Origin of the sequence: Adlercreutzia sp. ZJ242 (assembly GCF_011038995.1) — a bacterium.
Taxonomy (GTDB): Bacteria; Actinomycetota; Coriobacteriia; order Coriobacteriales; family Eggerthellaceae; genus CAAEEV01.
Genome location: NZ_JAAKEE010000091.1, coordinates 1 through 2,670, shown reverse-complemented (window position 1 = coordinate 2,670; position 2,670 = coordinate 1). Strand labels below are relative to the sequence as shown.

The window sequence follows — 2,670 nt, the reverse complement described above, 5'->3', positions numbered from 1 at the left end:
AGCAGATCGAAAACTACTTCATGGGGACGTACCGGGGCCTTGAGGTCGACTACAGCCCCGAGGACGCGCCGCTCCTCACGGGCGGCGCCCTCAAGGGGGCCCTGGCCCTGTGCGCGCGGCCCGAGGTCTTCGTGCTGAACGGCGACACGTACCTCGACGCGGACTTCGCCGCCATGGAGCGCGCCCTCGCGGCGGACCCCGGGGCGCAGTGCGCGATCGCCTCCAAGCGCATGAAGGACTTTGACCGATATGGCACTTTGGACATCGCCGTCGATGGGCGCATCCTGGCCTTCCGCGAGAAGGCGCCCTGCCCCGACGGCCTCATAAACGGCGGGACGTACCTAATCCGCCGCGATGCGCTCGAGGGGGAGCCGGACGTGTTCTCGCTGGAGGACGGCTGGTTCGCCCGCGTCGTTCGTGACGGCGCGCTCGTCGCCGTCGAGGCCGGCGGGGGCTTCGTCGACATCGGGGTGCCCGAGGACTACGAGCGCGCCCAGGGCCTCTTCGCGCCCGGCGGGGGGTGCGCGGGCGAGCCCGCGCCCGCGCGCCTCGCGATGTTCGACCGCGACGGCACGGTCAACGTGGACACGGGGCACCTGCACGCCGTCGAGGAGTGCGAGCTCGTCCCGGAGACGGTCGAGCTCATGCGGCGCTACTCCGAGGACCCCTCCTGGCGGATCGCCGTGGTCACCAACCAGGCGGGCGTCGCCAAGGGGATGTACTCGGTGGCCGACATGCGCGCGCTGCACCGCGCGATGGCAGTGGAGCTGCGTGCGCTGGGCGCGCGCGTGGACGCCTGGTACTTCTGCCCGCACCACCCGGACTTCACGGGGGAGTGCGGGTGCCGCAAGCCCAAGCCCGGCATGCTCGTCCGCGCCATGCGCGACTTCCGCGCCGACCCGGCGCAGTGCGTCATGTACGGCGACTCCGAGAAGGACCGTCTGGCCGCAGACCGGGCAGGGGTTCGATTCGTGAGCGTTTAAGGGTTTTAAACCTGAATCATGGTGACGGAAAAGCGGTTTCGAGCCAAAATGTTGGCAAGGAGCCGCTTTCTTGCCATTAGGCGCGCATCAAGCACAGGGGAGAAGACAAGATGAATTCAAGTGAGATCGAGTTCAACAGCCTATGCAACGCGAGGATCTCCGAGGCGATAAACCAAGCGAATGCGATGGAATTCGAGATCGACGACATCTTGGCAGGTGCGCATTTCAGAAAAAACGGGGAGGCTTTTTCTGAGCAATCCTATCTCGACTACGTCGGAGGTCATCTGCAGGGAAACTCGCTGAGCCGAAAGTGCAATGACCTGCTCGAGCTGTCGGAAGCTGAAGTGCTGATTGAAGCCGCAGGCATGCGTCGCGAAGACGCCGCAAAGACAATGAGCGCATGGCGTGCGTCGAGAAACAGATTCGCCCACGGGCTTCTCGTCATCAACTCGAGTTCCGACAAGGTGCTCTACCACAAGGGCTGTTGCTACGACGTCGGATCCCACGTTGACGAGTTTTTCGATCTCAATGCCAAGGTGTTGGGCATCATGGGAGCTGTCAGCTCCTTGCACACGGAACACTGGGGCAAGCCTGCCCTTCGCGAGGAAGGAGGCGATCCCGATCACCCTGTTGTAGCGAGAGCGGTGAGACCAGCTTCGAGCGATCTCAAAAACGCTGAAGCGTGATTCGGCGTCGACCATTGGGAGGTTTACTGCGATGTTAGGCTCAGATGCGATAAAGAGGGCGTTGGCTCGAGGCGAGGGGGGCGTCCTCAACTCAGTCCGCTATGCTATCGACGAGCGTACTGCCCGGGAATGTGAAACCGCGTTTCAAAAGGGACTTGAAGTCGGCATCGAGAACTCGGTGCGCTCAATGATCGCGATTTCCGCTAAAGATGATGCGATGGTGACAGTGCTTCACGATGTGTGGGGGTTTTCGAGGATCGAGGCCGTGGACAGAATTGTTTGGGTGAAGCGGAAGATTGCCGTGGAGGGACTGGACGAGGTTCTTGCCTCGAAGGGCAAAAGCCCTCGCGAGATTGAGGACTTCCATCGCGCTTATGCGGTTCGCTCAAGACTTACTCATGAGAATGCGCTTTTTGTTCTCTGGAGCGAACCTGACCAGCTTTATCGAAAGCTGGTTGAGATGGGAGAGCCCAGGCGGTAAACCTGCCCTTGTTTTGCGTTCGCGCGTTTTTCCTTCGCGAATCTATCTTCTCGTCAAGCGCGAGGTCGTCTTGGGCGCCTCATAGGTGGTGCCGGTCCCGCGGGAGCTCCCCCGCGTCTGCGGCAGCCTCGCCAGACGGTCCGCCTGCGCAGTGTGCGCAAGCGCGGGCAAGTCTTATAACGTGTGGGATAAATCGTTAAATCCTATGTCTGATCAGGTAAGAGTTGAAGGGCGAGGCAGGCTCGCTTAAGCTCATCTGCCCTGCCGATCTCAAGGGCGCTTCTCAGGCCTTTCCGAAATCCGTGTTGCCGATAACCCAAGAACATTAACTTGATCAGGCGATTTACATGAGAGGTAAGGCGGCAACACCAGATTCAGAAGAAAAGCGACGGGTTTTGACCGCACTATCAGATGCCCTTGGATTCAAGGGCTTTGAAAACAAGCTATGAGACGCAGCTTTACAACTAAGACAGCGACATCATGTGACCTCAAGCACAGGCGGGCTTCTGGGTACAGACAG

Annotated in this window: 3 protein-coding genes; all 3 read left to right on the top strand. The window is 60.6% G+C overall.

All coding sequences use genetic code 11. The annotated features are described in order from the left end of the window. Nucleotides 1–983 (top strand): HAD-IIIA family hydrolase (locus G7Y49_RS11860; protein WP_165174075.1); only part of this gene is annotated, 983 nt, incomplete at its 5' end. Between the two features lie 185 nt (nucleotides 984–1,168). Continuing rightward, nucleotides 1,169–1,669 carry a hypothetical protein gene (locus G7Y49_RS11855; RefSeq protein ID WP_206214698.1) on the top strand — a complete coding sequence of 167 codons (501 nt, stop codon included), beginning with the start codon at nucleotides 1,169–1,171 and terminating at the stop codon, nucleotides 1,667–1,669. Between the two features lie 31 nt (nucleotides 1,670–1,700). After that, nucleotides 1,701–2,150: a hypothetical protein gene (locus tag G7Y49_RS11850; RefSeq protein ID WP_165174071.1), complete on the top strand. Its 450-nt coding sequence runs from the start codon at nucleotides 1,701–1,703 to the stop codon at nucleotides 2,148–2,150. Nucleotides 2,151–2,670: the final 520 nt, after the last annotated feature.